Raw genomic sequence first — 15,521 nt, forward strand, 5'->3', positions numbered from 1 at the left:
AAGCGCAAGAAAAAATCTTGCGCCCGGTATCAGATATTACTGAATCTTCGTACCGATTCGTTTCATATCACCCATATTCAGCCATACCAGAAAGGCTTTACCTACAACAAGCTTATCATCTACAAATCCCCAGTAACGGCTATCTTCACTATTGTCGCGATTGTCACCCATCATGAAGTATTTTCCTGCAGGAACGGTACAACTAAACCCGCTGCCATCAGTATCATAGTTACACAATTCCCGATCTGGAAAATCAGTATGTACTGCTTGCAGAATAACTGGGGGTTGCTGAGGCATTTTCAGTATCTGAATCGATTTATTACCAAGCTGTTCGGTTACCTGCTGAGCCTGCATATTGATATTTCCATACTGAGGAACCTGTTCGGAATAATTATAAATTTTCTGCTCATCAGTATCAGTGATTACTTTACCGTTGATTGACAGGATTTTATCCTTGTATGTAATAACATCACCCGGCAGACCGATTACCCGTTTAATATAATTTATACGTGTATCTCGGGGGTAATTGAATACAATTACATCACCACGCTCTACTTTGTTTACCGGAATAAGTACATTATTCAGAATTGGCAAACGGATACCGTAAGTAAATTTATTCACCAGAATAAAATCACCGGTAATCAGACCTGGACGCATAGAGCTAGATGGAATCTGAAAAGGCTCAGCTAAAAAAGTGCGCAGAATAAATACCACCAGAATAATCGGAAAAAAACCACTCATGTAATCAGTAAAATGATTGTTATCTACATGCCCCGGATTTTTTTTCTTCAGACTACGATGGATAATCCAGGCTATTCCTGTTAACAATACAAAAATCAGCAGAACTGCGGTAAAACTCATTTTGTACGACAATACACCAAACGCACCAACCAGAATCAGCAAATACCCCCATTGTAATGCTCCGCTCCATTCCCCGTTTTCTTCACGCTTTTTCGAGCTTTTCAAAAATAGAACTATCCCCAGCACCAGAAGGATTGCTGCGCCTATAATCATCGTGTTTGACATTTATTAATCTCCAACCTGTAAAATCGCCAGAAAGGCAGATTGTGGAATTTCTACATTACCTACCTGTTTCATACGTTTTTTACCGGCTTTTTGTTTTTCCAATAATTTTTTCTTACGGGTAATATCGCCGCCATAACATTTGGCCAGCACATTTTTGCGCAGAGCTTTTACGTTTTCACGCGCAATAATTTTACCGCCGATTGCCGCCTGAACAGCAATATCAAACATTTGTCTCGGAATCAGCTCACGCATTTTAGCTACCAGCTCTCTGCCGCGATGAACTGAATTACTGCGATGAACAATCAAACTGAGCGCATCGACTTTTTCACTGTTAACCAGAATATCCAGTTTAACCAGATCTGCAGCCCTGAATTCGAGAAACTCATAATCAAGCGAAGCATAGCCGCGTGAAGTTGATTTCAGCTTATCAAAGAAATCCATCACGACTTCATTCATTGGCATTTCATAAGTCAGCATTACCTGCCGGCCCATGTATTGCATATTTCTCTGAACACCGCGTTTCTGATTACACAATGTCATTACCGCACCGACATATTCCTGAGGCAATAATATAGTTGCCGTGATAATAGGTTCATAAATTGCTTCAAGTGTACCGATATCAGGTAATTTAGACGGGTTTTCAATCTCTAAGCGTTCACCGCTTTTCATCAGTATTTCATATACCACTGTTGGTGCAGTGGTAATCAGATCCATATTAAATTCTCGCTCAAGCCTTTCCTGGACAATTTCCAGATGCAGCAGACCAAGAAAACCACAGCGAAAACCGAATCCCAGTGCCTGTGAAACTTCCGGTTCAAATTTCAGTGCAGCATCATTGAGCTGTAATTTTTCCAGAGCTTCACGTAATGCATCGTAATCGTGACTCTCAACAGGGTATAAACCGGCAAACACCTGTGGCTGCACTTCTTTAAAACCGGGTAAAGGTTCGCTGGCCGGCTCCCGCGCCAGGGTAATCGTATCACCTACTTTAGCCGAACCAAGCTCTTTGACACCGGTAATTAAAAAGCCTACATCACCAGCTTTTAATTCCTGCTTCTGCACAGATTTAGGCGTAAATATACCTAATTGTTCTACCTGTGTTTCGGCTCCTGTGGCCATGAAACGAACTTTATCTTTCAGACGTACCGTTCCGTCGACCATGCGTATCAGCATTACTACGCCAACGTAATTATCGAACCATGAATCAATGATTAACGCTTTTAACGGTGCATCATTTTTACCAGTAGGTGCCGGTACTTTTTTTACAATCTCTTCCAGTACATCCTCAATACCGATGCCGCTTTTAGCAGAACAGCGTACAGCATCAATGGCCTCAATTCCGATAATATCTTCTATTTCTTCTATGACCCGTTCAGGTTCTGCTGAAGGTAAATCAATCTTATTCAGAACGGGCAAAACCTCTACCCCCAGGTCAATAGCTGTATAGCAATTGGCTACGGTCTGAGCTTCTACACCCTGTGATGCATCTACCACCAGTAATGCACCTTCACAGGCAGAAAGAGAACGGGATACCTCATAGGAAAAGTCCACATGTCCCGGGGTGTCAATCAGATTAAGCTGATAAATCTGCCCGTCACGGGCTTTATACTGTAAAGCTGCAGTTTGAGCTTTAATTGTAATACCGCGCTCTTTTTCAATATCCATGGAATCGAGTACCTGTGCACTCATTTCCCGATTTTCAAGACCGCCACAATACTGAATAAAACGATCAGCCAGTGTCGACTTCCCATGGTCAATATGGGCGATAATAGAGAAATTGCGTATATTGTTCATGTAAGCCAATAATTCAAATTAATTCAGACAGCAACATTCTGATAAATCAATACCAGAAAACCAGAAAATAACTGCTTATTTTAGCGGAATGTACTGTAGTGCGCCCAAGAATTTATAATAATTCAGAAAAGCTTTTAATTTTCAAACATTAGAGCTTAAAAGCTTTCATTAAATTTATCACTCCGGGCAAAGTGCTAATAAATTAACAGATTTTTAAATATTCACACTTTAAGCAGATATTTTAATGTTCAAATTAAATTTTAAACTCATAAAATAAATTTTAAGCGGTACAGAAATTATTTATTAGCAAAGCGATACTATATTATCCTGCCATAAATTTTGTCTGACAAACATAGAAAGTCACTGCCAGAAAGACTACAATATCTTTAACTCAGTTGTTTATTTCAATGAAAGTAGTTGTATGCTAAAAATCAGCACACAGTTTGATGGTGGTAATATTGAGATTGTCGATGCCAGTGATCCGGCTAATATCCAGCTCAAATTACCTAAAGACAATGCGGCCGAATTTCGGCAATGGTTTTATTTCCGTGTACAGGGTGTTGCCTATCAGAATATTCGCCTGAACTTCATTAATACAACTGAATCCGCTTATCCGGAGGGTTGGGAAGATTATCAGGCAATGTGCTCTTATGATCGCATCAACTGGTTTCGTGTTCCTACAACTTTCGAAAACGACATATTAACTATTTCTCATACTCCGTTATCCAATAGTGTGTACTATGCCTACTTCGAACCTTATTCATATGAACAACATCTGAATTTACTAGGTGACAGCCAGAGCAGCGGTTTATGTCAGATAGAAGATTTAGGCAGCACTATTCAGGGGCGTGATATTAATCTGCTGACAATTGGCAATCAGGTTGCCAGCGATTTGAAAATCTGGGTGATTGCGCGTCAGCATCCTGGCGAAACTATGGCTGAATGGTTTATTGAAGGTTTGTTAGGCCGATTATTAGATCATCAGGATCCGACAGCACGTGCTTTACTGGATCAGGCTACATTTTATATTGTTCCGAATATGAACCCTGATGGATCAGTACTCGGTAATCTGCGTACTAATGCTGCCGGAGCAAATCTCAATCGCGAATGGTTACAGCCCAGCATGCAAAACAGTCCGGAAGTTTATCTGGTACGTGAAAAAATGCATGAAACAGGGGTGGATTTATTCCTGGATATTCATGGCGATGAATCTATTCCTTATGTATTTCTTTCAGGTAATGAGGGAATTCCTTCCTTCGATGACAGGCTGCATTCGTTACAGGAAATGTTCAAACAGGCCTTTCTGGTAGCAAGCCCGGATTTTCAGGATAAATATGGTTATGAAAAAGATGAACCGGGTAAAGCCAATCTGAATATTGCTACTGCATACATTGGTGAAACCTTTAAATGTTTAGCTTATACACTTGAAATGCCATTTAAAGATAATAATCAATGGCCGGATGACGATTTTGGCTGGAACGGCCAGCGTTCTCTGCGTTTGGGGGAGGCAATTTTAAGCCCGATTTACTCTATACTGGATAGTTTGCGTTAAATCAGTCATATTGTTTCCAAAGCCTGAGAGATATTTCAGGCTTTTTGTATTTTTTAGTAAAATCAAATGATTAATAATTACATACGCAGCATAATAAAGATGCATTATTTGTAATCAAGTTGTCTTTTATCCATCATCAATATAGGAAACAATCATGAAAAGAAGCATACTTGTATACAGCATCATCGGTATTATTTCTCTGGCAGCCTGTTCAAAGGATGATTCAGAAGCATCTAAAGCAAAGCTAAGCTGCAATAGTGAGCAGCTTCGCAGTCAGATTCAGCAAACCCTACAGACAGGTATCAATAATAATGTTCATCAGTTCGCTCAAAATGACAGCCGTCAGTTTGTAGATGCAGATAAAGTAATCAATGCCAGCCATGAATTATCTGTAGCCGTATCTGATGGCAAGCTGGATAAAGACAATAATGGTAATCCTGTTTGCAGCAGTGAGCTAAAAATTACCGTTCCCACTAATATTTGGCAGCAAATTCAGACAAATGCTCCGTTGTTATTTGGTAAAACCGATTTTATTGCCCATCTGAATCAGCAGTTGCAAGGTAATGAAGTTACTCTGCATGATAATGTTTTCTCTAAACCTATCCAATATGCACCTGTTTCAGACAGAACAAATGCTAATGCGGCATCTGTAACCAATTCTGCCAGCAAATTTGATCAGACGGGTATTCAAACCTTAAGTACTGTTTTAGGTAATGCACTATTACCCTATGGTATCAAGGATACAGTCATGATTGCCGGGCATATGTACAATCGTGCAGATGCTATCAAGCTGATCACTAATCCCAATGCCCAGGTTTTACCATTAGATCGCCTCAGCCCGGAAGCTCAGAAGGCTAGTGATATTCTTAACGGTCATTCTTTAGCAACAGAGAGTAATAATCAGGCTGATGACAATCATGTTATCCAAAATGATATAACTGCTGATCAGTTGCAGCAGGCACGGGATAATAACCGCAATGCCAATAGTGTTATTAATGCGAAATGGCATAATCTGAACGATACTGTTCGTAATACCTTGCAGCAGGAAGAACAGAAATGGATAGCCCAGAAAACCAGTCAGTGTCAGGCAAAAGCTGCTAAAGCCGGTTCGCCCGCTCAGGCGGAACTAATACGGCTGGAATGTGATACACTAATGATTAATGAACGTATTAAGTATCTTAACGGTTATAGCCTGCATTAATTCGTCATTATTAGTCTGGACATCAGTATTATTTTTTTATATTACTGGTGTCTGATCCTACATATTTAATAAATAAAGTATAAACATGTCGGATCGGAAAATTATTCATATTGATATGGACGCTTTTTATGCGTCAGTAGAGTTGCGCGATCGTCCCGAACTTCAAAACAAACCTGTTGTTGTAGCATGGGATGGACCAAGGTCAGTAATTTGTGCTGCCTCGTATGCGGCTCGCAAATATGGATTACATTCTGCTATGGCTGTATCTACAGCTAAGCGATTATGCCCTCAGGCAATTTATATTACTCCGGATTTCAATAAATACCGTGCAGTGTCACAGCATATTCACAGTATCTTTAACCGTTATACACATCAAATTGAACCCTTATCTTTGGATGAGGCTTATCTCGACGTCACTAATTATCAGGGCAATCTGCCTTATGCCCGGGATATTGCCAGTGAAATACGCGCATCAATTCTGTCAGAAACCGGTTTGACAGCCTCCGCCGGTATTGCTCCTAACAAATTTCTGGCTAAAATTGCTTCTGACTGGCGCAAGCCAAACGGTCAGTTTGTTATTGCACCTTCGCAAGTGATGAATTTTTTGCAGAAATTACCGTTAGGTAAAATTCCCGGAGTCGGTAAAGTAACAGAGCAGAAAATGAATGCCTTAGGCTGGAAAACAGTCGGAGATTTAAGTCAGGTAAATTTATCTGTTTTAGTGCATCATTTTGGTCGCTGGGGATACCGGCTGTTTGATCTAGCTCAGGGGCGTGATGACCGCGAAGTTACTCCTGAACGTAACCGCCAGCAGATATCTACGGAAATTACACTTATCAAAAATGAAAATCTGATTGAAATCGCCCGCCATCTGCCTGACCTGGCACAGACATTGGTAGAAACGATGCAACAGAAACAGTTGCAGGGAAATTGTGTAACTTTAAAATTAAAAACTGCCGATTTTCAGATTCATACACGTTCGCAGACCTACTCTTCTCCTTTACCTGATGCTGCAGCTTTGATTGCTGCCGGGCAGGATTTACTCAAACGATTACCGGACAATGGCGAACAATTCCGGCTAATTGGTCTGGGTATCAGCCATTTCTATCAGCATGAATATCAGCCTGATTTATGGGCTTCTGAAAATGCATTCTGATGATATCGCCCTGAAACAATTTCCGACTACATCGCACTACATTTTTCTGGCTTAAGTTAACAAAATAAAGGATAATGAGGCTGTCAGGCTGCAAGCGGGAGTAAGTAGCCCTTTATCAGAAAAAGTAACATCACAGGAGTTACCATGAGTCACATTAAAGTGCCGACAGAAGGTCATAAAATCGTTTCTGGCCAAGCTATTCCGAATGATCCAATCATTCCTTTTATTGAAGGGGATGGTATTGGTGTTGATATTACGCCAGTGATGAAAGACGTTATTGATGCAGCAGTAGCGAAAGCCTATAACGGTTCCAGAAAAATTGTCTGGATGGAAGTTTATGCCGGTGAAAAAGCCACTAAAGTTTATGGTGAAAATGTATGGTTACCGGAAGAAACATTGGAAGCCATTAAAGAATATAAAGTAGCAATCAAAGGACCGATGACTACACCGGTAGGCGGCGGTATTCGCTCACTGAATGTTGCCATTCGTCAGCAACTGGATTTATATCAGTGTGTACGTCCTGTACAGTATTTCAAAGGCGTACCTTCTCCGCTTAAAGATCCTAGTAAAGTTAACATGGTTATTTTCCGTGAGAACACTGAAGATATTTACGCAGGTATTGAATGGTTTGCAGAAACAGCAGATGCTAAAAAAATTATCAATTTCCTGCAAGGTGAAATGGGTGTTACCAAAATCCGCTTCCCTGAAACATCCAGCATTGGTATTAAGCCTGTTTCTAAAGAGGGTTCACAACGTCTGACCCGCGCAGCTATACGTTATGCTATTGATAATGACCGTGACAGTGTTACCATTGTTCATAAAGGTAACATCATGAAATTTACCGAAGGCGGATTCCGTGACTGGTCTTATGAAGTGGCTAAAAATGAATTTGGCGCAACTTTAATTGATGATGGACCATGGTGCAAATTTAAAAATCCGAAAACCGGTAAAAATATCGTCATTAAAGATTGTATTGCTGATGCATTCCTGCAGCAGATTTTGCTGCGTCCGGCTGAATATGATGTGATTACGACACTGAATCTGAATGGTGACTACATTTCAGATGCTTTGGCTGCTCAGGTTGGTGGTATCGGTATTGCTCCGGGAGCCAATATCTCTGATGAATATGCCGTATTTGAAGCAACACATGGTACTGCACCTAAATATGCTGGTCAGGATAAAGTTAATCCGGGATCTATCATTCTGTCTGCCGAAATGATGTTACGTCATTTAGGCTGGAAAGAAGCTGCAGATTTGGTTATTACCTCAATTGAAAAAGCCATTGCCGACAAAATTGTCACCTATGATTTTGCCCGTATGATGGAAGGTGCAAAAGAAGTCTCCTGCTCTGATTTTGGTAAGGCTCTGATTGAACGTATGTAAATTTTTATATCATGTATTCACAAAACCGAATCCTGAAACGGGATTCGGTTTTTTTATAAAATAAAATTCATAATCCATTCGATATATAAAGACAGTTATCTTTAAAAACATTTATGTTCAGCTATAATAAATATTATCTGAAAAGTTGAAAACAATGATTTTAGGAATTCAAACCGATTCTTGCGGTCGCTGTGTACACTATCATAATGAAAATGATATCGCTGCTCTTCAATGTGCCCAGTGTAAACAATACTATGCCTGCTTTAAATGCCATGATTTGATGTGTGATCATACATTTGTAGCCATGACAACTGAAAATAGCCAACCGGTTATGTGTGGAAATTGCAAAACCCTCTTAACCTATAAACAGTATCAGCAATATCAGTGTCCGTTTTGTCAGGCTTCTTTTAACCCACGCTGTGCATCACATAAAAATATTTATTTTAAATAATATATATTATTAATTATCATCAAGGTCAACAATTAGTCCGTCTTCATCCCATTCGGTTTTACGTACTAGTTCGTTCTTTTCAAATACAGATTCACTTTTTTTGGCACCTGAATCATACCAAGTTAGAACAACTCCGCTAACTTTATTATCTATAATTGCAACATCAGAGATCAGATGTCCGCTGTTATCCCACGTGGTCATCGTTTTTACCACGCCTTGATGAACAGTCATGTCCTGTTTTATCTGCCCGTTAGCGTACCAGCGCTGCCAGCGCCCTTCTGCTTTTCCGTTAACGAAATAAATTTCTCCGCGTTTATGGCCATTTTCATACCAGCTGCGTGTTTTGCCATTCGGTAAACCGTTTTTCCAGCTTATTTCAATCGCAAGCCGGCCATTTGGATACCAGCTATGCCATTGTCCGACTGGTTTACCTTTTTTATAGCTGCCTTGTATTTTCTTTTTACCATCCGGATACGATAGTTGTAATACGCCTTCTTTCATAGCCGGAATTAACTGTTGTAACTGATCTATGGGCAAAGCATATTCAGCATCATATTTGTTTTTTTCAGGTTCGGGAAGAATCTGTTCATTAACCTGATCGTTTTTTGATTGGTGAGAATTCTGATGATATTGAACCTTTGGCTGCTTATTCACAACATGCTGGTTTATATCTGTATTGACAGTTTTATGCGCTTGGGACTTTATCTGCCATACAACTGTTATTACAATCAAAAAAAGTATTATGGCGAGTACGAACCAGTAAAAGCGTCTGGCTACATACATAGTTTCTGTCCCTTTTTACTAAGTAGAATCATTATTTTATGCAATAAAAATTATATCTATAGATATTACATTCTTTTTCAAATAAATTATTGATTATATGAATGTATCAATTATTTTTGCCAGTAGGTTTTCACATTAACAAACTCATAAATACCAAATTCTGACAATTCGCGTCCGAATCCGGAATCTTTTACTCCACCAAAAGGCAGGCGTAAATCACTACTCGTATGTCGGTTAATAAATACACTACCGACATTTAAATGTTCTACGAATTTCCATGCCTGTGAAGTGTTCTGCGTATAAATACTGGCTCCCAGACCAAAAGGATTATCATTAGCCAGCGTTAATGCATGATGATTATCACTGGCTCGCAGAATAATCGCTACTGGTCCAAATACTTCTTCATGATATACACGACAATCCGGATTGACTTTATCCAGAATAGTCGCCGGATAAAACCAGCCTTGTATATTTTCCGGGATTTTACCGCCAAGTAAACATTGTGCATCATGGGTAAGTGCATCCTGAACCTGCTCATGAACCAATGTACGTAAATCATTGCGATGCAGTGGTGCCAAAGTTGTAGACGGCAGCCATGGCTCCCCCATTTGCAGTTTCCGGCAGTGTTGCATAAAAACAGCCAGAAATTCATCAGCAATGTCATTATTTATAATCAGTCGTTTGGCCGCATTACATGACTGACCGGCATCGCGAAAGCGTGAATAACAAGCATCTGCAGCAGCCTGCTTAATATCCGCATCATTTAATACAATGAAGGCATTGCTTCCGCCCAGCTCCATAACACATTTGCGTAAATGGCGGCCGGCCAGTGCTGCCAGATATCGCCCAGTTTGGGTTGAACCGGTAAAAGCCAGTGCCTGTGTTTGAGCAATAGCATATTCAATATCATCATTACTGAGCCAGACAAGTTGTAAAGGTAAATCATCCCCTATCAATTCAAACAGCATCTGGCTGATTTTGCCTACAGAAGGTGCCGGTTTCACCAGACAGGCATTTCCGGCACATAAAGCAGGAATAGCAAAGCGCAAAATCTGCCATACCGGATAATTCCATGGCATTACTGCCAATACTGTTCCTAGAGGCTCAAAACGAACCTGACTCAGGCTTGCCTGCGTGGCAATAGTTTTATGAGCAAGCAGCTCGGGCGCTAAATGTGCATAATAACGAATCAGAGCAATAGATTTACTGATTTCTGCTTCACATTCACGCAAACAGCGCCCTACTTCAATACAAATCTGATAGGCCAGTTCAGTTTGTGCTTGTTCCAGTCGCTGAGCAAACTCTAAAAGATAATGAGTGCGTGTTTGCACATTTTCACAGGCAAAATTACGTTGTTTACTGGATAGCTGCTGATACTGTAAATCGAATTCAGCTCTGGTCAGATTTTCACGGGTAAATAGAACTTCACCTGTAATGGCATGATAACTGGTATACAACTCAAAAATCCTTCAACTGCAAACGGTAAATCCATACGTATTGAATACAAGACAATATATGTCTGCAAAAAATATTGACCTTATAAAACTTATAAGGTCAATAATAATTTTATTATTCGTCAGCCGTATCCAGCTTTTGTACACCCTGCTTCACTTTATAGCGATTTTTTAACCATTGCAGATTAGCAACAGCAAGGTTCTGTGCCAGATTTTCGCTGATAATTTGCTTAGCCTGTGGCAAAACATTACCCATATCCTGAGGTGGTTTAATTGCATTAATTTTAATCAATACTGGATTTTGCTGATCAGTAAGTAAAATATATGCCGGTTTATTGTTTGCAGGTTTGGCTTTAATCCAAAGCTGGAAATCACCCTTAGACATCATCGCTACAGCTTGTTGTGGCGTAAGATCTGTACTTGGTGACCATGGCAGACTGGAAACGTCACCTTTATTTAAAGTTTCAAGAGCCTGCTTAGCTGATGCTGTCGCCAGCTTTTTGGCTTCCTCGGCAATGTAGTCCTGTTGTATCTGAGGTTTAATCTCTGCAAAAGATGCCTGATGTTCTTTACGTACATCCAGTGCACGTACCACCCAATATGTTCCGTTACCCAAATCAACTGGTTCAGAATTATATCGTTTTATCAGTACATCATTTCCAAATAAAACATCTTGTAGCGCTTTTGGCATTCCACTGGCATTGGCCATATCGCGTGTTACCCAGCCCTGATCTACCTTGTGAATTTGTAAACCAAGCTTATCATTAAGCGGCTGTAATGTTTTTGGGTTATTAAATGCCAGATCACTGACAGTTTCTTTCATTTTCGCAACAACAGCCGCACCCTTACGAATCTGAATCTCTTGAGTTAATCGTGCTTTTACACTTTCCAAAGAAGGTTTCGGAGCTGATGCGGAAGTCGGAATCTGATTATATGCTTCCTGCAGCTCAGCTTCACTGACTGTTTCCTTAGCGCCCAGCTCTGCAGCAGACAATTGTACAAATTCATATTTAACAGCCTGCGGAAGATAATAACGTTTTTTATTCGCTTCGTAATAAGCTTTTAGCTTGCTGTCATCAACAGCTACCTGACTGACAAAATTAGTTGCAGGAAAGGTAATTGTTTGTACCTGACGTGCAGATTGCAACAGATTAATCATTTGTCTGGCCTGTACGTCACTTACCAGATTACCGGCTTTCATAAGATTCAGCATAGTCTGCATAGCGTACTGTTTACGCATACCGTTTATCAGAGCTTCTTCTGTCATTCCTGATTGTTGTAAAAATGCGCGATATTTGGCTTCTACAAATTTTCCGTTTTCCTGAAAACTCGGGTCAGATGCAATCACCTGTTTTATCTGGCTGATAGAAACATTAATATTCATATCATTAGCAGCCTGCTGAATATAAGCCTGATCACGCAGTGTTTCATAAGCAAGCTGTTTACTTACCGGATTACCGGAAGCGTTCTGTAAACGCCGCTGAAAATCATTGACATCGTTTATTTTAATTTTTATGTCGCCTACTTTGCTGACATAATCAGAACCGGGAACAGCCAGTGAATAGCCGCCTGCAAATACAAAACTTAGACAAATCGCGCCTAGAATAATCTGAGCCGGGGTTTTATATTTTTCTACAATGTGAAACATGAGATTCAGTTAACTTTATTTAAAACAGACAGAACGATATTGTAACTTTTTTTATTAAGCTAAACCATGTTGATTAAAGAATTAATGCACAAAAGCGACAAACAATAAAAAAGGCGGGAAAATATCCCGCCCAGCTTGATTACAAAATTCAAATCAAAGAGCATCTTTCAGTGCTTTACCTGCACGGAACTTAGGAGTTTTGGCTGCTTTGATTTGCAATGGCTCGCCAGTTTTCGGGTTACGTCCGGCACGTGCAGCACGTTCACCAACATAAAATGTACCGAAACCCACTAAAGTTACAGTATCACCACTTTTCAGTGCTTTAGTAACAGAGCTAATCATACCGTCCAGAGCCTTTGCTGCAGAAGCTTTAGGTAAATCGGCTTCCTGAGCAATAGCTTCAATCAATTCAGACTTATTCACAATAAAGTCCCTTTCTGTTGTTATGTTCATATGATTTTCAGTTTCCGACCATTTCCTTTATGGCAAAAACTGAACAATACATTACGATTACTTTATAACAAGCCCAAATTCTTTATGTCAAGCGCCGACACATCTACATTGAGTTAAATCATGCCAAAAACAATGCCATTCACCATTAGTGTTGGTGAATGGCTGCATACTCAGTGTTTTACGGTTTTTGTTGTTGACTTAGGCGCTGAATTAGCTATTACATTTTCTTCCGGTGTACTTTGCCATGGGCTGGGTGGATAAGCCAGTCCAAGATCAAGTACTTCATCTATCCACTGTACCGGATGAATAGTCAGCTGTTCACAGATGTTAGCCGGAATTTCTTCCAGATCTTTAACATTGTCTTTCGGAATCAGCACATGCTTTATTCCGCCGCGTAAAGCAGCCAGCAGCTTTTCTTTCAGCCCGCCAATTGGCAGAATTTCTCCTCGCAGAGTAATTTCGCCAGTCATGGCTACATCCGCACGTACCGGTATACCGGTAAAAGCAGAAACCAAAGCTAGAGTTATGGCACTACCAGCACTCGGACCATCTTTCGGCGTAGCACCTTCTGGAACATGTACGTGAATATCATTTTTTTCATAAAAATCAGGCTCGATACCCAGACTTTCAGCCCGTGAACGAACAACACTCCACGCAGCGCTGACAGATTCCTGCATCACATCACCAAGCTTACCGGTACGCAGAATATTGCCTTTACCACGAAATTTGCTGGCTTCAATAGTTAAAAGTTCACCACCCACTTCTGTCCAGGCTAGTCCTGTTACCTGACCAATACGGTTTTCATTTTCCGCTACTCCATAATCAAAGCGGCGGACACCAAGATAGTCATGTAAATTATCTGCATTAATGACAATAGTTTCTGGTTTTGCTTTAGTTTTTTTACCTTTACTGGTATTTTCTGCTGCAACCGCTTGCTTCATTACTACTTTACGGCAAATTTTGGCTATTTCACGATCAAGTGAACGTACACCGGCTTCACGGGTGTAATAACGGATAATATCGCGTACAGCTGATTCCTCAATGCAGATTTCACCGTCGCGTACACCATTTTGCTTGATCTGTTTAGCTACCAGATATTTCATGGCAATATTAATTTTTTCATCTTCGGTATAACCGGAAAGACGAATAATTTCCATACGGTCAAGTAGCGGAGACGGAATGTTCATACTATTAGAGGTAGCAATAAACATTACATCTGATAAATCAAATTCAACCTCTGCATAATGGTCAGAAAAAGAATGGTTTTGTTCAGGATCAAGCACTTCAAGTAAAGCACTGGCAGGATCACCCCTGAAATCATTACCTAATTTATCAATTTCATCGAGTAAAAATAGTGGGTTTTTAACACCAACCTTGGCCATGTTTTGCAGAATTTTACCAGGCATTGAGCCGATATAAGTTCGCCGGTGGCCGCGGATTTCACTCTCATCATGCACACCACCTAACGCCATACGAACATATTTTCGTCCGGTCGCTTTAGCAATGGATTCACCCAGTGATGTTTTACCTACACCCGGAGGGCCGACCAGACATAAAATAGGCCCCTTAAGCTGATTCATGCGTTTTTGCACTGCAAGATATTCAAGAATGCGTTCTTTAACTTTTTCGAGACCATAGTGGTCGGCATTCAGAATCATATCGGCTTTGCCAATATCTTTGCTTACCTTGGATTTCTTTTTCCACGGTAATTCAAGCAGCGTATCTATATAATTACGAACAACAGTTGATTCAGCTGACATCGGAGGCATCATGCGCAATTTTTTGAATTCAGACAGACATTTTTCTTCTGCCTCTTTGCTCATACCAGCCTGACGAATCTGCGTTTCAAGATTAGCCAGATCATCATCTTCTTCACCCAGCTCTTTCTGAATCGCTTTTACCTGTTCATTCAGATAATATTCACGCTGCGACTTTTCCATTTGCCGCTTTACTCGCCCGCGAATACGTTTTTCTACCTGAAGGATATCCAGCTCAGACTCAAGCAAATGAAGTAAATGTTCCAGACGGGCAGTCACATTGGTCATAGCAAGGATTTGCTGGCGCTGGTCAAGTTTCAGCTGCAAGTGGGCTGCAATAGTATCAGCCAGACGGCTAAGAGTATCGATACCGTTAATAGTAGTAATGACTTCTGCCGGAATTTTTTTATTCAATTTCGCCAGCTGTTCAAACTGGGATAATAAGGTACGACGTAATGCCTCATCATCATGTTTATCCTCTTCAATGGCATCCGTACATTTTTCTATATGAGCCTCAACATATGGCCCGCTTTCATCAATATACTGTACCTTAGCCCGGTACAGACCTTCCACAAGTACTTTAACCGTACCATCAGGTAATTTAAGCACTTGCAGAATACTGGCTACTGTGCCCATGTCATACATGTCTTCAGCATGTGGCTCATCAGTATCTGCGTTTTTCTGTGCCAGCAAAAATACCGGTTCATCATGCTCCATGGCAGCATCCAGAGCCGCTATGGATTTTTCACGTCCTACAAAAAGGGGCAATACCATATGCGGGTAAACGACAACATCACGCAAAGGCAACATTGCCATCGTGGTTGGCTGTAACGGAGCAGAATCATAAATTTCAGCCATGTAAT

At 40.5% G+C, this 15,521-nt stretch carries 12 protein-coding genes; 5 read left to right on the top strand and 7 right to left on the bottom strand.

Annotated features, from left to right (window positions below; genetic code table 11):
* Positions 1 to 36: 36 nt before the first annotated feature.
* Both lepB and lepA read right to left on the bottom strand, forming a co-directional pair.
* A complete protein-coding gene (lepB, locus tag GYX91_RS05495) occupies positions 37 to 1,026 on the bottom strand; it encodes a signal peptidase I (protein WP_174830140.1) in 990 nt (329 codons plus the stop codon).
* A gap of 3 nt (positions 1,027 to 1,029) precedes the next feature.
* Positions 1,030 to 2,820, bottom strand: coding sequence for a translation elongation factor 4 (lepA, locus tag GYX91_RS05500; RefSeq protein WP_084551952.1), 1,791 nt, complete (start codon positions 2,818 to 2,820; stop codon positions 1,030 to 1,032).
* Between the two features lie 421 nt (positions 2,821 to 3,241).
* On the opposite strand from lepA, the gene GYX91_RS05505 reads away from it, so the two are divergent.
* The 5 genes from GYX91_RS05505 (at position 3,242) to GYX91_RS05525 (ending at position 8,563) form a co-directional block, all read left to right on the top strand.
* On the top strand, positions 3,242 to 4,372 hold the full coding sequence (locus GYX91_RS05505; RefSeq protein ID WP_084554133.1) for a M14-type cytosolic carboxypeptidase: 1,131 nt from the start codon (positions 3,242 to 3,244) through the stop codon (positions 4,370 to 4,372).
* 154 nt (positions 4,373 to 4,526) lie between these two features.
* On the top strand, positions 4,527 to 5,573 hold the full coding sequence (locus GYX91_RS05510) for a lysozyme inhibitor LprI family protein (protein WP_174830141.1): 1,047 nt from the start codon (positions 4,527 to 4,529) through the stop codon (positions 5,571 to 5,573).
* An 85-nt stretch (positions 5,574 to 5,658) separates the two neighbouring features.
* Positions 5,659 to 6,729, top strand: a complete 1,071-nt coding sequence (dinB, locus tag GYX91_RS05515; protein WP_174830142.1) for a DNA polymerase IV — start codon at positions 5,659 to 5,661, stop codon at positions 6,727 to 6,729.
* 144 nt (positions 6,730 to 6,873) lie between these two features.
* Positions 6,874 to 8,112, top strand: a complete 1,239-nt coding sequence (gene icd / locus GYX91_RS05520; protein ID WP_174830143.1) for an NADP-dependent isocitrate dehydrogenase — start codon at positions 6,874 to 6,876, stop codon at positions 8,110 to 8,112.
* 154 nt (positions 8,113 to 8,266) lie between these two features.
* The gene (locus GYX91_RS05525) at positions 8,267 to 8,563 is read left to right on the top strand and encodes a CHY zinc finger protein (RefSeq protein WP_078475625.1); all 297 of its coding nucleotides are present in this window, start codon (positions 8,267 to 8,269) and stop codon (positions 8,561 to 8,563) included.
* Positions 8,564 to 8,572: 9 nt separating this feature from the next.
* On the opposite strand, the gene GYX91_RS05530 is transcribed toward GYX91_RS05525, so the two are convergent.
* From GYX91_RS05530 to lon, 5 genes are all read right to left on the bottom strand, one after another.
* Positions 8,573 to 9,346: a toxin-antitoxin system YwqK family antitoxin gene (locus GYX91_RS05530; RefSeq protein ID WP_174830144.1), complete on the bottom strand. Its 774-nt coding sequence runs from the start codon at positions 9,344 to 9,346 to the stop codon at positions 8,573 to 8,575.
* 110 nt (positions 9,347 to 9,456) lie between these two features.
* A complete protein-coding gene (locus GYX91_RS05535) occupies positions 9,457 to 10,803 on the bottom strand; it encodes an aldehyde dehydrogenase family protein (RefSeq protein ID WP_174830145.1) in 1,347 nt (448 codons plus the stop codon).
* Positions 10,804 to 10,915: 112 nt separating this feature from the next.
* Entirely contained in the window at positions 10,916 to 12,448 is a 1,533-nt protein-coding gene (locus GYX91_RS05540) for a peptidylprolyl isomerase (RefSeq protein ID WP_174830146.1), read from the bottom strand.
* Positions 12,449 to 12,601: 153 nt separating this feature from the next.
* Positions 12,602 to 12,871, bottom strand: a complete 270-nt coding sequence (locus GYX91_RS05545; protein WP_025330749.1) for an HU family DNA-binding protein — start codon at positions 12,869 to 12,871, stop codon at positions 12,602 to 12,604.
* Positions 12,872 to 13,071: 200 nt separating this feature from the next.
* On the bottom strand, positions 13,072 to 15,516 hold the full coding sequence (gene lon, locus GYX91_RS05550) for an endopeptidase La (protein WP_084565690.1): 2,445 nt from the start codon (positions 15,514 to 15,516) through the stop codon (positions 13,072 to 13,074).
* Positions 15,517 to 15,521 lie beyond the last annotated feature (5 nt).

The organism is Snodgrassella sp. ESL0304 (genome assembly GCF_013344995.1).
Lineage (GTDB): Bacteria > Pseudomonadota > Gammaproteobacteria > Burkholderiales > Neisseriaceae > Snodgrassella > Snodgrassella alvi.